This window comes from Streptomyces sp. NPDC007162 (genome assembly GCF_040634175.1).
Taxonomy (GTDB): domain Bacteria; phylum Actinomycetota; class Actinomycetes; order Streptomycetales; family Streptomycetaceae; genus Streptomyces.
Genome location: NZ_JBEYFC010000070.1, coordinates 1 through 16,681, shown reverse-complemented (window position 1 = coordinate 16,681; position 16,681 = coordinate 1). Strand labels below are relative to the sequence as shown.

The following is a 16,681-nucleotide window of genomic DNA, read 5'->3' as shown; positions in this document are numbered from 1 at the left end:
CATGACTCCTACGACCCAGACCACGGTCGGGATCGGCGGCGCCACGGAGAGCACCGACATGGTGCTCAACATCGGCCCCCAGCACCCCTCCACGCACGGCGTGCTGCGGCTGAAGCTCGTGCTGGACGGGGAGCGGATCGTCTCCGCGGAGCCGGTGATCGGCTACATGCACCGGGGCGCCGAGAAGCTCTTCGAGGCGCGCGACTACCGGCAGATCATCATGCTCGCCAACCGCCACGACTGGCTGTCGGCCTTCTCGAACGAGCTGGGCGTGGTGCTCGCCGTCGAGCGCATGCTCGGCATGGAGGTGCCGGTCCGCGCGGTGTGGACGCGCACCCTGCTCGCCGAGCTGAACCGGGTGCTCAACCATCTGATGTTCCTCGGCTCCTACCCGCTGGAACTGGGCGGGATCACGCCGGTCTTCTACGCGTTCCGCGAGCGCGAGGTGCTCCAGAACGTCATGGAGGAGGTCTCCGGCGGGCGGATGCACTACATGTTCAACCGCGTCGGCGGCCTCAAGGAGGACCTGCCGGCCGGCTGGACCGCACGCGCGCGTGCGGCCGTCTCCGCGGTGCGCTCCCGGATGGACGTCTTCGACGACCTGGTCCTCGGCAACGAGATCTTCCGCGGCCGCACCCGGGGCGTCGGCGCCCTCACGCCGGAGGCCGTGCACGCGTACGGCGTGAGCGGGCCCATCGCGCGTGCCTCGGGCGTCGACTTCGACCTGCGCCGCGACGAGCCCTACCTGGCCTACGGCGAGCTCCAGGACACCCTCAAGGTGGTGACCCGCGCCGAGGGCGACTGCCTGGCCCGCTTCGAGTGCCTCCTGGAGCAGACGCACAACGCCCTGGACCTGGCCGACGCCTGCCTGGACCGGATCGCCGAACTGCCGCCGGGACCGATCAACCAGCGGCTCCCCAAGGTCCTCAAGGCTCCCGAGGGACACACCTACGCCTGGACCGAGAACCCCCTCGGCGTCAACGGCTACTACCTCGTCAGCAAGGGCGAGAAGACCCCGTACCGGATGAAGCTGCGCTCCGCGTCGTACAACAACATCCAGGCGCTGACCGAACTGCTGCCGGGGACGCTGGTGGCGGACATGGTCGCGATCCTGGGGTCGATGTTTTTCGTGGTGGGGGACATCGACAAGTAGCGGCTCACCGGAGCGGGTTGTCGACGGCCACCGGCTGGAGCAGCCAGCCGAAGTCGCCGAGGCCGCCGGGGGCGACGAGTTCGGCGGCCTCACCGGCGGCCGACAGGGCGCGCACGTAGGCGGTGGGGTGCGCGGAGGCGAGTGTCAGCGGGGGGCGTGCGGTGATCAGACCCAGGGCGCGCAGGGCGTCGCGTTGGGTGCACAGCAGCGCGTCGGGCAGCCTGAGCGCCGAGTCGAGCGCCGCGCACGCGTCCAGCGCGACGTGCGCCGTGATGTCGCAGGAGCCGTCCGGCACGGGCGCCGTGCCGCGTCCCTCGCGAAAGCCGGTGAGCGTGCCGAACAGGGGGCGCGTGCGCTCGGTGTGCGCGTAGTCCACGGCCACCGCGAGCCCTCTCTGGAGGCTGGCCACGGCGGACGCCCAGGCCCGGTCCCGGGGCAGCCCGATCTCCGCGCGCTGCCCCGGCTCGGTACCCAGCGGCCACCACCGCGCGAGCCACTCCGCGTCCGCGCCCGACACCCGTTCCCCGAGCACCTCGGTGCCGTCCTGCCGGACCAGGACGAGGCGGGGGACCCCGGCCTCGTCCACCTCGGCGACGTCGACCGGGACGTTGTCCAGCCACTCGTTGGCGAAGAGCAGGCCGGTGACCGTGCGCGGGAGTTCGGTCAGCCAGGTGACGCGGTCGGGGAGGCGGGACGGGCGGTCGGCGATCTCGACGGCGTACGCGCGCGTGCGTGCCGCCACGTCGGCGGGCAGGGCGGCGAGGACGCCGGTGACCAGTTCGCCGCGGCCGGCGCCCATGTCGACGAAGTCGAGCGCCTCGGGCCGGCCGAGAACCTCGTCGACCCGGCACAGCAGCTCGGCCACCGCCTCGGCGAACAGCCCCGACGCGTGCACCGACGTACGGAAGTGCCCGGCCGGGCCCTCCGGGCGGCGGTAGAAGCCGCCGGGGCCGTACAGGGCCGCCTCGGTGGCTGCACGCCAGCCACGGGCGTCGTCGGCCGTCTCTCGCGTCGCCTCATCCGTCACCCGGCCAGACTAGGCGCACAGGTGATCACCTTCTCCACCTTGGGGAGTACGCGCGCGGAACAGGGATCGGCCCTCCGGTTGACCCCTGCACCTATCCCGCTTCCCTACTCTGGGTTACGTGCAGCGCCTCTATGACTTCCTCCGCAGGCACCCGACATGGGTCGACACCTTCTGGGCCGTCGTCCTGTTCGGGCTCTCCGGCGCGAGCGCCTGGAGGCTCGACCACGGGCGGGACCCCCACGGCTCGACCGCCGCCATGGTGGCCGTGTCGGTCGTCATGGGTGTCGTCATGGCGCTGCGCCGCCGGTTCCCCGAGCGGATGCTGCTGCTGGCGGCGGCCACCGGCCTGGCCCAGCTGGTCCTCAACGTGGAGACGACCGTCGCCAACTTCGCCATGCTGGTGATCGTCTGCACGAACGCCGCGGTCGGTGCTCGCTGGGCGTCCCGGTTCGGCCTCTACGGCGGCCTGTGCGCGGCTCCCCTGGCGGAGATCCGGTGGCCGCAGCAGGACGCGAGTTTCCCCGGCCATGTCGCGATCGTGCTGTTCCAGACGGTGCCGTTCGTGCTGGCCTGGGTGCTCGGCGACTCCATGCGCACCCGCCGCGCCTACTTCGCGCAGCTGGAGGAGCGTGCCGCCCGGCTGGAGAAGGAGCGCGAGGCACAGGCCAAGGTCGCGGTCGCCGCCGAGCGCGCCCGGATCGCACGTGAGCTGCACGACGTGGTGGCGCACAACGTGTCGGTGATGGTGGTCCAGGCCGACGGCGCCGCCTATGTCCTCGACGCCGCCCCCGACCAGGCGAAGAAGGCCCTGGAGACGATCTCCTCCACCGGCCGCCAGGCCCTCGCCGAGATGCGCCGCCTGCTGGGCGTGCTGCGCACCGGCGAGCACAAGGAGGTCGGCGAGTATGTTCCGCAGCCCGACGTCGAGCAGATCGACGACCTCGTGGAACAGTGCCGCATCTCCGGGCTGCCCGTCGACTTCAAGGTCGAGGGCACCCCGCGCCCGCTGCCCAGCGGCGTCGAGCTCACGGCGTACCGGATCGTGCAGGAGGCGCTCACCAACACCCGCAAGCACGGCGGTCCCGACGCGGGTGCCAGCGTGCGGCTGGTCTACTTCGACGACGGACTGGGCCTGCTGGTGGAGGACGACGGCAAGGGCGCCCCGCACGAGATGTACGAGGAGGGCGGCGCCGACGGCCAGGGCCACGGCCTGATCGGCATGCGCGAGCGGGTCGGCATGGTGGGGGGCACCCTCGACGCGGGCCCCCGCCCTGGCGGAGGATTCCGCATCAGTGCCCTGCTGCCGCTCAAACCGGCGCATTGACGCTGACGCACGCCCCCCGTTGACACCTGTCACGCCCCCGAAGCACCCGCCCAAGCACCCCCGAAGCAAGTCATCAGAGCGAACGGAAGAGGAGCCGATGACGATCCGTGTGATGCTCGTCGACGACCAGGTGCTGCTGCGCACCGGGTTCCGGATGGTGCTCGCCGCCCAGCCGGACATGGAGGTCGTCGCGGAGGCGGGCGACGGGGTCGAGGCCCTCCAGGTGCTGCGGTCCACCGCCGTGGACGTCGTCCTCATGGACGTGCGCATGCCCAAGCTGGACGGCGTGGAGGCCACCCGGCGCATCTGCGTCGAGCCCGATGCGCCCAAGGTGCTCATCCTGACCACCTTCGACCTCGACGAGTACGCCTTCTCCGGGCTGAAGGCGGGCGCCTCCGGCTTCATGCTCAAGGACGTGCCGCCCGGCGAACTGCTGGCGGCGATCCGCTCCGTGCACAGCGGCGACGCCGTCGTCGCGCCCTCCACCACCCGCCGGCTGCTCGACCGCTTCGCGCCGATGCTGCCCTCCGCGGGCAAGGAGACCCGGCACCAGGAGCTGGAGCGGCTCACCGACCGTGAGCGCGAGGTCATGGTGCTGGTCGCGCAGGGCCTGTCGAACGGCGAGATCGCGAGCCGCCTGGTGCTGTCCGAGGCGACCGTGAAGACCCATGTGGGCCGCATCCTGACCAAGCTCGGGCTGCGCGACCGCGTCCAGGTCGTCGTCCTCGCCTACGAGACCGGTCTGGTACGGGCGGGCGGCCGACTCGGCTGACACCCTCCGCACGCCGGGGCCGCCGGTCCTTGAGGGCGCGGTCTGGGACAGACCGTCGTCGGCGGCCTCGCTGCGTCCGGGACGAGGCGGCGGATGTCGGCGCCGTGCACGAGGACGGCGTTCCGGGCGGCGTCGCGGCCCTCGGCGGTGAGCCCGACCCCGGCGCGGCGGCCGTCGGCCCCGTACTGGGTGCGCCTGACGAAGCCGCGTTTCTCCATGCGGGTCAGCTGATGCGAGACACGGCTCTTGGCCAAGGCGCAGCCGGCCACGGCTGCCTGAGGGGCCGGGCGCGCTAGCGGAGTATGCCCTCCAGGAAGTCGCTGCCCAGCCGGGCGACGACCCCGACGTCCAGCTGGTGCAGCACGTAGCGGCCGCGGCGGCGTGTCGTGACCAGGCCCGCCTTCTTGAGCACGCCCAGATGCCGGGACACCTCCGGTGCCGACAGGCCGTGCACCTGCGCCAGCTCGCTGGTGGTGTACGCGCTGCGCGCCAGGTACCGGCACAGCCGCATCCGGACGGGATGGGACAGCGCGGCCATCCGCAGCGTCACCTGCTCCACCGAGGCCGGCGTGGCCAGCTGTGGGGAGCCGACCGGGTAGTGCAGCACCGGCTGCCAGCCGTAGCGGTGCAGCACCATCAGATGCGGCCAGCCGAGGCTCGTGGGCACCAGCAGCAGACCGTCGGCGTCCGTCACCGCGTGGCCGTCGGTCAGCTTGTCCACCGTGATCCGGGAGGCCGGCTCGTCGAGCGTCACGGAGGGGGAGACGGCGGCCAGCGCCTCGGCCAGCCCCTTGTGCCGCAGCAGCTCGGTCTTGTGCCGGGCGTCGGCCGCCAGCTGGTGGCGCAGCCGCGACCAGGCCTCGTCGAAGAACGCCGCCGCGCAGTCCTCCAGGAACCGGCGCAGCCACGCGCGCACGCTGGGCGGATCGTCGAGCAGCCGCCGGGCGAAGCGGACCTGCTGCGGACCGCGCGAGGCCGCCACCTCCAGCGACCGGCGCCGCATGGCCGGGTCCGACAGGATGTCCGGTGCCTGCGCGTCGTACGGCCACACGCAGGTGAACTCCAGTGCCGCGTCCACGAACTGTCCGTCCGTCAGCTTGTCCAGCTGGTCCAGTTCCTCCGCGAGCGTGCCGCCCGGGACGGCGCCCGGTACGCCCGCGAACGGCAGGAACAGGTCGGAGAACGTCGACCGCCACAGGAAGTCCGCCTCGCACATCCGGTCCGCCAGGTCCGGCTCCAGGCGCGCGGTCACGCCCGTCACCCAGCCCTGGAGGCCGGGGTGGTGCCCCGGCTCGGACAGCGCGTGCAGCGCCATGCCGAGCTCGGCCAGCGCAGAGGGTACGACGGCGACCCTCTCCGGCCGCAGCCCCGCGATGTCGATACGCACGCTCATGTGCCCATCGTGCACCCCGCCACCGACAACGCCCCACCGTTGACGGGCGCCGTCAACGGTGGGGGCCCCGGGCGGGGGACCCGCGGGGCGCTCTCAGCGACGGGTGTTCACGGCAACCGCGCCACGAAGTCCGCGACCGCCGCCCGCACGTCCTGCGGCGTCCACTCCAGACCCGCCGCCGTCACCGTCACCTCCGTCATCGAGATGCCCGGTCCCTTCGTCTCCCAGAAGCCGGCGAAGAGGTAGGTGCCGGTCTCCTCGGCCTGCCGGAGCGCTGCTTCCGTCAGCGCGTCCGCGTCGTACGGCAGCCAGACCTGGAACTGGTGCGTGTGCGGTTCCCCGGGGTGCACCCGGGACCAGGGGACGCCGGCCTCGGGGAGGCCCTCGCGCAGCGCCGCGGCGACCACGCGCGCGTGCCGTACGTAGTCCGGGAGGCGCGGAAGCTCGCGGTCCAGGCCGACGAGAGCGGCGAGGGCGGTCGGGAACTGCTGGAAGACCATCCCGCCGTAGCGGTGGCGCCAGGCCTTCGCCTCGTCGATCAGGGGGCCGGGGCCGGCCAGCGCGGCGCCGCCGAAACCGCCCAGGGACTTGTAGAACGACACGTAGACGCTGTCCGCGAGGTCCGCGATCTCGGGCAGGGGGCGGCCGAAGTGGACGGTGGTCTCCCACAGGCGGGCCCCGTCGAAGTGCACCACCGCGTCGCGTTCCCGGGCCGCCGCCACGACCTCGGTGAGCTCCGCCCAGGTGGGCAGCACGAAACCGGCGTCCCGGAGGGGAAGTTCCAGCATCAGGGCCCCGAAGGGCTCCTCGAAGTCGCGTATCTCCCGGGCGGTGGGAAGCCGGGGTTCGCGGGTGACACGCACCGTGCGCAGTCCGGACACCGCACGGAAGGCGTCGCGTTCGTGCACCTCGGGGTGGGCGAGGGCGTGCAGGGCGACCGTGGCGTTGCCGGTGCGGCCCGCCCAGCAGCGCAGGGCGACCTGCTGGGCCATCGTGCCGGTCGGGAAGAAGGCGGCGGCCTCCGTGCCCAGCAGGGCCGCGACCCGCTTCTCCAGGGCCTCGACGACGCCGTTGCCGTAGACGTCCACGGCCTCGTCCAGGTCGTACACCCCGGGTGCCGCCTCCTGGAGCCGCGCCAGCCGGTCGCGGATCGAGGCGCGCAGGTTCACGCGCGCGAGGACGCGTCCGGCCGCCCGGTAGGCGGCCGCGCGCCGTTCCCGGAGGCGTTCCTCGGCGGAGAGGGATACGTCAGGCTGCTCGTCCGGCTGCTCGCCCTCGCCGGTCTCGTCCTGGGCGGTCTCGTTCGGGGCGGTCTCGTACTGGGGGTTGTCGCTCATGCCGTGGATGATGCCCCGGTGTGTTCCCGCGCTGCCTCGTATTTCCCGCCCCAGGGGCGGCCCGCGCGATGTGACGGGTCACCCACAGCCTGTGGACGGCCAACTGCGTCCCGACCCGATAGCGTTAACATGACGAGAAATCGTCCGGTACCCAGAGCGGACTGGAACGGGAAGGCCACCGTCGCGTGAGTACAGTCCAACATCCAGACCCCAGCGACCGCCCCGCACGGCTCACCGTGGGCGTCGTCGGCGCCGGCCGCGTCGGCCCCGCGCTCGCCGCGTCCCTGCAGCTCGCCGGGCACCGCCCGGTGGCCGTCTCCGGCGTCTCCGACACCTCCCGGCGGCGCGCCGAGGCGATGCTGCCCGACGTCCCGCTGGTACCGCCCGCCGAGGTCCTCCAGCGTGCCGACCTGGTGCTCCTGACCGTCCCCGACGACGCCCTGCCGGGCCTGGTGACGGGCCTCGCCGAGACCGGCGCGGTACGCCCGGGACAGCTGCTGGTGCACACCTCCGGACGGTACGGCGCGCGGGTCCTCGACCCCGCCCTGCGCGCGGGCGCGCTGCCGCTGGCCCTGCACCCCGCGATGACCTTCACGGGGACACCGGTGGACGTACAGCGGCTGGCCGGCTGCTCGTTCGGCGTCACCGCGCCCGAGGAGCTGCGGCTGGCGGCGCAGGCCCTGGTCATCGAGATGGGCGGCGAGCCGGAGTGGATCCTGGAGGAGAACCGCCCGCTCTACCACGCGGCCCTCGCGCTCGGCGCGAACCACCTGGTCACCCTGGTCGCCCAGGCCATGGAGCTGCTGCGCGCCGCCGGTGTGGAGTCCCCCGACCGGATGCTCGGCCCGCTGCTGGGCGCCGCCCTGGACAACGCCCTGCGCTCCGGTGACGCGGCGCTGACCGGGCCGGTCGCGCGCGGGGACGCGGGCACCGTGGCCGCGCACGTCACGGAGCTGCGCAGGCACGCTCCGCAGGCCGTCGACGGCTACCTGGCGATGGCCCGCGCGACGGCCGACCGCGCCCTCGCGCACGGCCTGCTGAAGCCGGAACTCGCCGAGGACCTCCTCGGCGTCCTCGCGAACCGTGCCGTCGACGCGAACGGCACCGACGGCACCGACGGCACCGAAGGCACCGAGGGGAACGCCCGATGACGACCGCCCTGCTGAGCACCGCCGACGAACTGCACGCGCGCGTGCGCCACGGCCGCCGCGCCGTCGTGATGACCATGGGTGCCCTGCACGAGGGCCACGCCACGCTGATCCGCGCCGCGCGCGAAGCCGCGGGCCAGGACGGCGAGGTCGTCGTCACGGTCTTCGTCAACCCGCTGCAGTTCGGGGCCGGCGAGGACCTCGACCGCTACCCGCGCACGCTGGAAGCCGATCTGAAGCTCGCCGAACAGGCGGGCGCCGACGCCGTTTTCGCTCCCTCGGTCGACGAGGTCTACCCGGGCGGCCAACCCCAGGTGCGGGTCACCGCGGGGCCGATGGGCACCCTCCTGGAGGGCGCCTCACGTCCCGGGCACTTCGACGGCGTCCTCACCGTCGTCGCCAAACTGCTGCACCTCACCCGGCCCGACGTGGCCCTGTTCGGGCAGAAGGACGCCCAGCAGCTGGCCGTGATCCGGCGCATGGTGCGCGACCTGAACTTCGGCATCGAGATCATCGGCGTACCGACCGTGCGCGAGGGCGACGGGCTCGCGCTGTCCAGCCGCAACCGCTACCTGTCGGCCGACGAGCGGCGCACGGCGCTCACCCTGTCCCGCGCGCTGTTCGCCGGACGCGACCGGCACGCGGCGCAGGAGGCGCTGCGCGCGCGGGCCCTGGAAGTTCCCTCCACGCGCGCGCGTGCCGAGGCCCTCAGTGCCATAGGGGAGTCCCGCGCCGCCGCCGACGCGCACGCCGTCGCCAAGGCGGTGCCGAACGCCGCCGCGGCCGTCCGCGCGGCCGCCCGGGCGGTCCTGGACGAGGGTGTGCACTTCGACCCGCCGCTCGAACTGGACTACCTCGCCCTGGTCGACCCCGCCGACTTCACCGAGATCGACGACGACTTCACGGGTGAGGCCGTCCTCGCCGTCGCCGCCCGGGTCGGCACCACCCGGCTGATCGACAACATCCCCCTCACCTTCGCCGCCCCGGGAGCCGCCTCGTGACCAGTACCGGCATACGACTGCACGCGCCCGCCCCCGGGTGGTCCATCGACGCGGACGTGGTGGTCGTCGGGTCCGGCGTCGCCGGTCTGACCGCCGCCCTGCGCTGCGAGGCCGCGGGACTGACCACGGTCGTCGTGACCAAGGCACTCCTCGACGACGGCTCCACGCGCTGGGCGCAGGGCGGCGTCGCCGCGGCCCTGGGCGAGGGCGACACCCCCGAGCAGCACCTGGACGACACCCTGGTCGCGGGCGCGGGCCTGTGCGACGAGGAAGCCGTCCGGATCCTCGTCACCGAGGGCCCGGACGCGGTACGACGGCTGATCTCGACCGGCGCCCACTTCGACACCGACGAGGACGGCGGCATCGAGCTCACCCGCGAGGGCGGCCACCACCGGCGCCGGATCGTCCATGCGGGCGGCGACGCGACCGGCGCGGAGATCTCCCGCGCGCTGGTGGAAGCGGCTCGCGCGCGGGGCGTGCGCATGATCGAGAACGCGCTGGTGCTCGACCTGCTGACCGACGCCGAGGGGCGCACGGCGGGCGTGACCCTGCACGTGATGGGTGAGGGCCAGCACGACGGCGTGGGCGCCGTGCACGCCCCCGCGGTCGTCCTCGCGACCGGCGGCATGGGCCAGGTCTTCTCCGCGACCACCAACCCCTCGGTCTCCACGGGTGACGGCGTGGCGCTGGCGCTGCGCGCGGGCGCCGAGGTCAGCGACCTCGAATTCGTGCAGTTCCACCCGACCGTGCTGTTCCTCGGCGCCGACGCGGAGGGCCAGCAGCCGCTGGTCTCCGAGGCGGTGCGCGGCGAGGGCGCGCACCTGGTCGACGCGGCCGGCGTGCGCTTCATGGTCGGGCAGCACGAACTGGCCGAACTGGCGCCCCGGGACATCGTCGCCAAGGGCATCACGCGGCGCATGCAGGAGCAGGACGCCGAGCACATGTTCCTGGACGCCCGGCACTTCGGTGCGGACATGTGGGAGCACCGTTTCCCGACCATCCTGGCCGCCTGCCGGGCGCACGGCATCGACCCGGTCACCGAGCCCATCCCGATCGCGCCGGCCGCGCACTACGCCTCCGGTGGCGTGCGCACCGACGCGCGCGGGCGCACGACCGTCCCCGGCCTGTACGCCTGCGGCGAGGTCGCCTGCACCGGCGTGCACGGCGCGAACCGGCTCGCGTCCAACTCCCTCCTGGAGGGGCTGGTCTACGCCGAGCGCATCGTCGCCGACATCACGGAGCGGCACGCGGCGGACCGCCTCCACGCGCGCGTGCCCGTGCCGGTCCCGCACCCCGACAAGCCCGCGCACCCCCTGCAGACTCCCGAGGCCCGGTTCGCGATCCAGCGGATCATGACCGAGGGCGCCGGCGTCCTGCGCTCCGCCGGGTCCCTGACCAGGGCCGCCGAGCAGTTGCAGCGCCTGCACACCGAGGCCCGCGAGGCACTCGCGGAGAACGGCAAGACCGCCGAGCCCGGCGTCGACACCTGGGAGGCCACCAACCTCCTGTGCGTCGCGCGCGTGCTCGTCGAGGCGGCCCTCCGCCGCGCGGAGACCCGCGGCTGCCACTGGCGCGAGGACCACGCCGACCGCGACGACGCGAACTGGCGGCGCCACATCGTCGTACGGCTCAATCCGGACCGTTCGCTGGCCGTACGCACCACCGACACCGCAGACTTCCCCCCGACCCGGCCGCACCAGCCATCCCAGGAGCAGTGACAGACGTGAGCACCAACGATCTTCCCCTCGCCGACGGCGGCTGCGGCGACGGCTGCGCCTGCGGCGCCGAGGGCGACGAGGAGTATCTGGAGTGCGGGCTGGACCCCGCGCTCGCCGAACTCCTCGCCGCCGCCGGACTCGACCCCCTGGAGGTCGAGGACATCGCCAACGTGGCCATCCAGGAGGACCTGGACAACGGCGTGGACGTGACCACCGTCGCGACGATCCCCGAGGATGCCGTGGCGACCGCCGACTTCGTCGCGCGCGAGGCGGGCGTCGTCGCGGGCCTCAGGGTCGCCGAGGCCGTGGTCTCCGTGGTCTGCACCGACGAGTTCGAGGTCGAGCGGCACGTCGAGGACGGCGACCGGGTCGAGGCCGGGCAGCGGCTGCTGTCCGTCACCACCCGCACCCGCGACCTGCTCACCGCCGAACGCAGCGCGCTCAACATCCTGAACCGCCTGTCCGGCATCGCGACCGCCACGCGCGCGTGGGCCGACGCCCTCGAGGGCACGGACACCCGCGTGCGCGACACCCGCAAGACCACCCCGGGGCTGCGCTCCCTGGAGAAGTTCGCGGTCCGCTGCGGCGGTGGCGTCAACCACCGCATGTCGCTCTCCGACGCGGCCCTCGTGAAGGACAACCACGTGCTCGCCGCCGGCGGCGTCGCCCAGGCCTTCAAGGCCGTCCGCGAGGCCTTCCCCGACCTGGCGATCGAGGTCGAGGTGGACACGCTGCACCAGCTGCGCGAGGTCGTCGACGCGGGCGCCGACCTGATTCTGCTGGACAACTTCACGCCGGGAGAGTGCGAGGAGGCCGTCGCCCTCGTGCACGGCCGCGCGCTCCTGGAGGCGTCGGGGCGGCTCACCCTGGACAACGCGCGGGCGTACGCCGACACCGGCGTGGACTTCCTGGCCGTCGGCGCCCTGACCCACTCCTCGCCGATCCTGGACATCGGCCTGGACCTGCGCGCGGCGGAGTGACGCCATGCTCCTCACGATCGACGTCGGCAACACGCACACCGTCCTCGGCCTCTTCGACGGCGAGGACATCGTCGAGCACTGGCGCATCTCCACGGACGCGCGCCGTACCGCCGACGAGCTGGCGGTGCTCCTCCAGGGCCTGATGGGCATGCACCCGCTGCTCGGTGACGAGCTCGGCGACGGCATCGACGGGATCGCGATCTGCGCGACCGTGCCGTCCGTGCTGCACGAGCTGCGCGAGGTCACGCGGCGCTACTACGGCGACGTGCCGGCGGTTCTCGTCGAGCCCGGTGTGAAGACCGGGGTGCCGATCCTGACCGACAACCCCAAGGAGGTCGGCGCGGACCGGATCATCAACGCGGTCGCGGCCGTCGAGCTGTTCGGGGGGCCGGCGATCGTCGTCGACTTCGGCACCGCGACGACCTTCGACGCGGTGTCCGCGCGCGGGGAGTACGTCGGCGGTGTGATCGCGCCCGGCATCGAGATCTCCGTGGAGGCGCTGGGCGTCAAGGGCGCCCAGCTGCGGAAGATCGAGGTGGCCCGGCCGCGGAGCGTGATCGGGAAGAACACGGTGGAGGCCATGCAGGCGGGCATCGTGTACGGGTTCGCCGGGCAGGTCGACGGGGTGGTCGGGCGGATGGCCCGGGAGCTGGCGGACGATCCGGACGACGTGACGGTGATCGCGACGGGCGGGCTGGCGCCGATGGTGCTGGGCGAGTCCTCGGTGATCGACGAGCACGAGCCGTGGCTGACGCTGGTGGGGCTGCGGCTGGTGTACGAGCGGAACGTGTCGCGGCTGTAGGCGGCACCGGGAGCGCGCGGGGCGCCCCGGCGGGTGTGCGGGGCGCCCCGCCGCCCGTGCCGCCCCCCGCGCGAGGGACCGCTGAATGGCGGCTGGGCGGGTGGCCCTGTCGCGCCACACCCGCACCATGTGTCTGGTTTGTCTGATTTACGCGTATCTTCGGTCCATGCCCACGCCCTACGGATCCCGCGGCGGCATGGCGTTCGGTGCGGAGGAGCTGCGCGTGCTCCGCCGTGCTCTCGCCCTCGCCCTTCACCCCGGCCCCGCCTCGGCCGACGACATCAAGCACTGTCATCGCCTCGCCGAGTCCCTCGACGAGGCGATGCGCGAGGCGGCCCGGCTGCGTGCCTTCCTGGTGGCCGACCTCGCCCGGTACCGGGCCGCCCTTCCGGGGGCCGTCACCGGCTACCTGGCCCTCCTGGAGGAGGCTCTGGCCGCCGGACACCGGCCCACCCCGGACGATCTCGCCGCGCTGCGGGCGCTGCGCGGCAACCCCGGCGCCGCCGCGCTGCTCGACCGGTGCCAGGACCTCGCCGAGCGCGACGTGCGGGCCCGCCTCGCGCAGGGTGCCCGCAAGGTGCCGGCGCCCGCCGTTCCGGTCTCCAGGGCCCGCCTGACGGCCCTGCCGGGCGGTGTGGCCGAGGAGCCGGAGCGCAAGCCGAAGGAGAAGCCGGCCGAGCGGCCGGCTCCGCGGCCCGCGAACCCCGAGCCCGCCGTGCCGAAGCGCCCCATCCCCACCCCGGGCGAGGTCTTCCCCCGCCGCCGTCCCACCCCGCCACCCGCCGGCTCCCCGCGCCAACTCGCCGCAGGCTGACCCCCCGACCGCACCCAACCCGGCCGTCGCGGCCGCACATCGAAGCCGCGACGACGGAACGACGGAACGAGGGGACGAGGGGACGAGGAGAGACGGAGTCGCCGCGAGGCCGCCGGGACCGCCGCCCAGGAAACCGGGGTCGACCGGCGGTGGGAGACACGCGGGCGGGTGGGAAAACGGCAGCTCGCGGGGGTTGCGGAACGGTTCGCCCACCCCGCCCCTTTCGCCCGGTCCGCCGTGGCTACCCTGGACGCATGGAATATGCCGCCGCGCTCCTGCCTCCGGTCGTCATGGCCATCTTCTTCATCGGCCTGGTCCGGGTGATCGTGAAGACCCAGGGTGGAGCCGCCAAGGCCAAGGAGGACGCCGCAGTCGACGCCGCCCTCGCCCACGCGGAGGGCGTCCGGCGGGCCGCCGCCCCGAAGGCCGACGCCTGACCCTCCGGGCCCGCCCCCGCACCCGCATGCCCACCGGGCGCTTCCCCTGCGTACGCCCTTTTTGTTCGCGTTTGTTGATGAAGGTGCACGTCCGGCACGCCATTGGCGGGATCTCCCACTATTGTCTGAGCTGTGCCTCGCCCATTGGGAGAACTCGAAGACGCGGTCATGACGCGGGTGTGGAAGTGGAACCGCCCGGTGACCGTTCGAGAAGTCCTGGAAGACCTTCAGCAGGAACGGTCCATCGCCTACACCACGGTGATGACCGTTTTGGACAATCTTCATCAGAAGGGCTGGGTCCGCCGCGAGGCCGAAGGACGCGCCTATCGATATGAGGCCGTCTCCACCCGGGCCGCCTACGCCGCCGCTCTGATGAACGACGCCTGGTCGCAGAGTGACAACCCCGCCGCCGCTCTCGTCGCCTTCTTCGGGATGATGAGCGACGAACAGCGTCAGGCCCTGCGCGACGCCGTACGCATCGTGCAGGGCCCGGATAGGGCGCAAGAGGAGAACCCCGGCTCCGTGGTGGACCACGGAGGGCGATAGCGTCCGCTCATGTCAGCGATGCGCCCCGAAGTCACCGCAAAAGCCATCACCGTCCGGCGGGCCAGGACCGGCGATGTCCCGGCGGTGCGCCGCCTCCTTGACGCGTACGTCCGCGACCGCATCCTGCTCGACAAAGCCACGGTCACGCTTTACGAGGACATCCAGGAGTTCTGGGTCGCCGAACGCGACGACAACGCCGAGGTGGTCGGCTGCGGGGCACTGCACGTGATGTGGGAAGACCTCGCGGAAGTGCGCACTCTCGCGGTGAAGCCGGGCCTCAAGGGCGCCGGAGTCGGTCATCAGTTGCTGGAGAAGTTGGTGGAGACCGCGCGTTGGCTCGGTGTTCGCCGCGTTTTCTGTCTGACCTTCGAAGTCGAGTTCTTCGGGAAGCACGGCTTCGTGGAGATCGGCGAGACGCCCGTGGACACCGATGTCTACGCGGAGCTGTTGCGTTCCTATGACGAGGGCGTCGCGGAGTTCCTCGGACTCGAACGAGTGAAACCGAACACCTTGGGCAACAGCCGGATGCTTCTGCATCTGTGATCGCCAAGGGCCGTAGGGGCAGAGATGGGCAGGAGATCGGCGAGAGATCGGCCCGCTATTCCGGGCACACCGCCTTGCCCCGGTGCCCTATGTCCGAAACGCGCATGTTTCCGGGTGGGAGCGGGCCCCTCGGTCTCTCCCAGGGGTTTGTGTTTTCCTCGCAAAAGCGGTTTGCTTTCCGACGTACTGCAGTACTGCATATAACAGGGGGCGGCGTAACGGCGGACGCCGCGGACCCCGGCCCTCAAGTTTTCGATGAAAGGAAATCCGGTGGCACAGAAGGTTCAGGTCCTTCTTGTCGACGACCTCGACGGCGGCGAGGCGGACGAGACCGTGACGTTCGCGCTGGACGGCAAGACCTACGAGATCGATCTCACGACGGCCAATGCGGACAAGCTGCGCGATCTCCTCGACCCCTACGTCAAGGGCGGCCGGCGTACCGGCGGCCGTGCCTCGGGCGGACGCGGAAAGGCCCGTGCGGCTTCCGGCGGCAGCCAGGACACCGCGCAGATCCGCGCCTGGGCGAAGGAGAACGGCTACGAGGTGAACGACCGCGGCCGTGTTCCCGCGACCATTCGCCAGGCCTACGAGGACGCCAACGCCTGACGGCTCCCCGGCCCGCGGCCCGCGCGCCGCAGCCGGACGCGGTGGCACCCGGTGGCCACCGTCTCCACCACACGTACGAGATCGGGGGCGCCTCCGACGCGCCCCGCGGCCGACAGCGTCGGCAGCGAGGCCTCGACCTCGCACCCGGGGGGTCGCAACCAGACGGCGGCCCCCTGTACGGGTTCCGCGAGGTCCTCGGCATGTCCGGGCCGTGCCGGAGCGTCCATCCGGCCTCGGGTGCCCAGCGCCCGCAGGTCGAGGGCGAGCGCGCCCCACTCCAGCCAGTCCAGCAGTCCCGGCAACTCCTCCGCGCTGCCCGCGGCCACCAGCAGCCGCATCCGCTCGCCCTGGAGCGCCACCGGAGAGTCCGGCGTCAGATGCCTGAGTGCCTCGACCCCCGCCCCGGCCGGCACGTCGAGCACATCGAAACGCACCCCCGTGACCAGCCGTAGCGGCTCTCCGGGCGACGCGGGCACTGTCGCCCACCCCAGATCGTTCTCGTACCAGTGCCGCAGCGGGCCCGACCATCGGGGCCCGCCCGGCACACCGACGGAACCGCAGTCCTGGGCGGAACCGGAACCGAGCGGACGACGGGGGTGAGGGACCGTGGAAGCAGCCAGGGGGACCGTGCCAGCCATGCCTCCTGCAACGCCCGAGAACCGCCAGGGTTACGCTGGGTGCGCCAGTGACTGCGCAGCGTCCCGCAATGGGCGGCGGGCGGACGTCCGGGGAGACGCAAGGTTGTTCGCCCATAGCGGAGGGATCGGGTGCTCACGGCATGGACTGTCCGTCGCTGCGGGTAAGACATCCCTAGTGGGAGGGGGCGACACGCATGCGAGGCCGTCTCACGTTCGCCATCGGCGTACTGGCGGAAGGGGTAACTGCCTGGCCTGCGGGAACATCGTCTCGCACCATCGGGTTGGAGCAGATGTCGGCGTTCGGGGTCAGGAGGCCATCGACGGTGTCGGCAGTTGGAATGAGCGGTCCCCGCTTGCGGGACTAAGCTGCGGAAGGACAGGGAGGTGCGAGGCTCATCGCGGTGCCAGGGTGCCCGTTGCCGACCTTCTGCACCGCGTCGGC

17 protein-coding genes are annotated in these 16,681 nt (G+C 72.6%); 13 read left to right on the top strand and 4 right to left on the bottom strand.

Annotation, left to right across the window (positions count from 1 at the left end; translation table 11 throughout):
* Position 1 precedes the first annotated feature (1 nt).
* Positions 2–1,153, top strand: coding sequence for an NADH-quinone oxidoreductase subunit D (locus tag ABZ646_RS11560; RefSeq protein WP_360516205.1), 1,152 nt, complete (start codon positions 2–4; stop codon positions 1,151–1,153).
* A gap of 4 nt (positions 1,154–1,157) precedes the next feature.
* On the opposite strand, the gene ABZ646_RS11555 is transcribed toward ABZ646_RS11560, so the two are convergent.
* Positions 1,158–2,180 carry an SAM-dependent methyltransferase gene (locus ABZ646_RS11555; protein ID WP_360516202.1) on the bottom strand — a complete coding sequence of 341 codons (1,023 nt, stop codon included), beginning with the start codon at positions 2,178–2,180 and terminating at the stop codon, positions 1,158–1,160.
* A gap of 118 nt (positions 2,181–2,298) precedes the next feature.
* Between ABZ646_RS11555 and ABZ646_RS11550 the strand changes: the two genes are divergently transcribed.
* On the top strand, positions 2,299–3,504 hold the full coding sequence (locus ABZ646_RS11550) for a sensor histidine kinase (protein WP_360516199.1): 1,206 nt from the start codon (positions 2,299–2,301) through the stop codon (positions 3,502–3,504).
* A 97-nt stretch (positions 3,505–3,601) separates the two neighbouring features.
* Positions 3,602–4,276, top strand: a complete 675-nt coding sequence (locus tag ABZ646_RS11545; RefSeq protein ID WP_360516196.1) for a response regulator transcription factor — start codon at positions 3,602–3,604, stop codon at positions 4,274–4,276.
* Positions 4,277–4,568: 292 nt separating this feature from the next.
* Here the strand turns inward: ABZ646_RS11545 and ABZ646_RS11540 are convergent, their stop codons facing one another.
* Positions 4,569–5,669: a DUF5937 family protein gene (locus ABZ646_RS11540; protein WP_360516193.1), complete on the bottom strand. Its 1,101-nt coding sequence runs from the start codon at positions 5,667–5,669 to the stop codon at positions 4,569–4,571.
* 107 nt (positions 5,670–5,776) lie between these two features.
* Positions 5,777–7,006, bottom strand: coding sequence for a beta-eliminating lyase-related protein (locus ABZ646_RS11535; RefSeq protein WP_360516190.1), 1,230 nt, complete (start codon positions 7,004–7,006; stop codon positions 5,777–5,779).
* Positions 7,007–7,191: 185 nt separating this feature from the next.
* Between ABZ646_RS11535 and ABZ646_RS11530 the strand changes: the two genes are divergently transcribed.
* The 10 genes from ABZ646_RS11530 (at position 7,192) to ABZ646_RS11485 (ending at position 15,601) form a co-directional block, all read left to right on the top strand.
* The gene (locus ABZ646_RS11530; RefSeq protein WP_360516187.1) at positions 7,192–8,157 is read left to right on the top strand and encodes a DUF2520 domain-containing protein; all 966 of its coding nucleotides are present in this window, start codon (positions 7,192–7,194) and stop codon (positions 8,155–8,157) included.
* On the top strand, positions 8,154–9,155 hold the full coding sequence (gene panC / locus ABZ646_RS11525; protein WP_360516184.1) for a pantoate--beta-alanine ligase: 1,002 nt from the start codon (positions 8,154–8,156) through the stop codon (positions 9,153–9,155). Before ABZ646_RS11530 ends, panC begins: the two co-directional genes overlap by 4 nt.
* Positions 9,152–10,873 (top strand): L-aspartate oxidase, encoded by a 1,722-nt coding sequence (locus ABZ646_RS11520; protein WP_360516181.1) that lies wholly within the window; start codon positions 9,152–9,154, stop codon positions 10,871–10,873. The genes panC and ABZ646_RS11520 overlap by 4 nt, the downstream gene beginning before the upstream one ends.
* Before the next feature lie 5 nt (positions 10,874–10,878).
* Complete coding sequence (gene nadC, locus ABZ646_RS11515) at positions 10,879–11,853, top strand: carboxylating nicotinate-nucleotide diphosphorylase (protein WP_360516178.1); 975 nt, start codon at positions 10,879–10,881, stop codon at positions 11,851–11,853.
* A 4-nt stretch (positions 11,854–11,857) separates the two neighbouring features.
* Complete coding sequence (locus ABZ646_RS11510) at positions 11,858–12,655, top strand: type III pantothenate kinase (protein ID WP_360516175.1); 798 nt, start codon at positions 11,858–11,860, stop codon at positions 12,653–12,655.
* Between the two features lie 196 nt (positions 12,656–12,851).
* Positions 12,852–13,469: a hypothetical protein gene (locus tag ABZ646_RS11505; protein WP_360516235.1), complete on the top strand. Its 618-nt coding sequence runs from the start codon at positions 12,852–12,854 to the stop codon at positions 13,467–13,469.
* A gap of 254 nt (positions 13,470–13,723) precedes the next feature.
* On the top strand, positions 13,724–13,906 hold the full coding sequence (locus ABZ646_RS11500) for a hypothetical protein (protein WP_360516172.1): 183 nt from the start codon (positions 13,724–13,726) through the stop codon (positions 13,904–13,906).
* A gap of 132 nt (positions 13,907–14,038) precedes the next feature.
* The gene (locus ABZ646_RS11495; protein ID WP_360516169.1) at positions 14,039–14,452 is read left to right on the top strand and encodes a BlaI/MecI/CopY family transcriptional regulator; all 414 of its coding nucleotides are present in this window, start codon (positions 14,039–14,041) and stop codon (positions 14,450–14,452) included.
* Positions 14,453–14,461: 9 nt separating this feature from the next.
* A complete protein-coding gene (locus ABZ646_RS11490) occupies positions 14,462–14,995 on the top strand; it encodes an amino-acid N-acetyltransferase (protein ID WP_132889366.1) in 534 nt (177 codons plus the stop codon).
* A gap of 270 nt (positions 14,996–15,265) precedes the next feature.
* The gene (locus ABZ646_RS11485) at positions 15,266–15,601 is read left to right on the top strand and encodes an Lsr2 family protein (RefSeq protein ID WP_360516166.1); all 336 of its coding nucleotides are present in this window, start codon (positions 15,266–15,268) and stop codon (positions 15,599–15,601) included.
* Here the strand turns inward: ABZ646_RS11485 and ABZ646_RS11480 are convergent.
* Positions 15,580–16,239: an SCO3374 family protein gene (locus ABZ646_RS11480; RefSeq protein ID WP_360516163.1), complete on the bottom strand. Its 660-nt coding sequence runs from the start codon at positions 16,237–16,239 to the stop codon at positions 15,580–15,582. The two genes, ABZ646_RS11485 and ABZ646_RS11480, sit on opposite strands and share 22 nt — an antisense overlap.
* Between the last annotated feature and the right edge of the window lie 442 nt (positions 16,240–16,681).